The sequence below is a fragment of the Cupriavidus sp. 05N39 genome (assembly GCF_056397325.1).
On sequence record NZ_JBFTNE010000417.1, the window covers coordinates 1 to 359 of the forward strand.

A 359-nucleotide genomic window follows, 5' to 3' on the forward strand; every position below is an offset into this window, starting at 1 on the left:
CGCAGGCGCAGCTGGCGCTGGACGAGGAAGATCCCGAGGACATGCGCCGCAGCCTGCATGCCATCGAGCGCAATGCCACCCACATGAGCCGCCTGCTCAACCAGCTGCTCAGCGATGCCAGCGTGATCCACCGCGCCAACCTGCAGCATTTCGGCCCGGTCGACCTGGCCGAGACGGTGCACCAGGCGCTGCACGAAGCGCTGCCGCAGGCATTGCCCGCCCCGCGCGTGCAGCTTGCGGTGAGCGCGCAGACGGCCTGGGTGCGCGGTGACGCGCTGCTGCTGCGCGAGGCGATCAAGAACCTGATCGACAACGCCATCAAGTACGGTGGCGACGGTACGCTGCAGGTGGCGCTCACC

Annotated in this window: 1 protein-coding gene; it reads left to right on the forward strand. The window is 68.8% G+C overall.

What is annotated here, in order from left to right; genetic code table 11:
* The coding region (locus AC1DN0_RS41980; protein ID WP_477146743.1) for a sensor histidine kinase at window positions 1–359 on the forward strand (359 nt) is incomplete at both ends.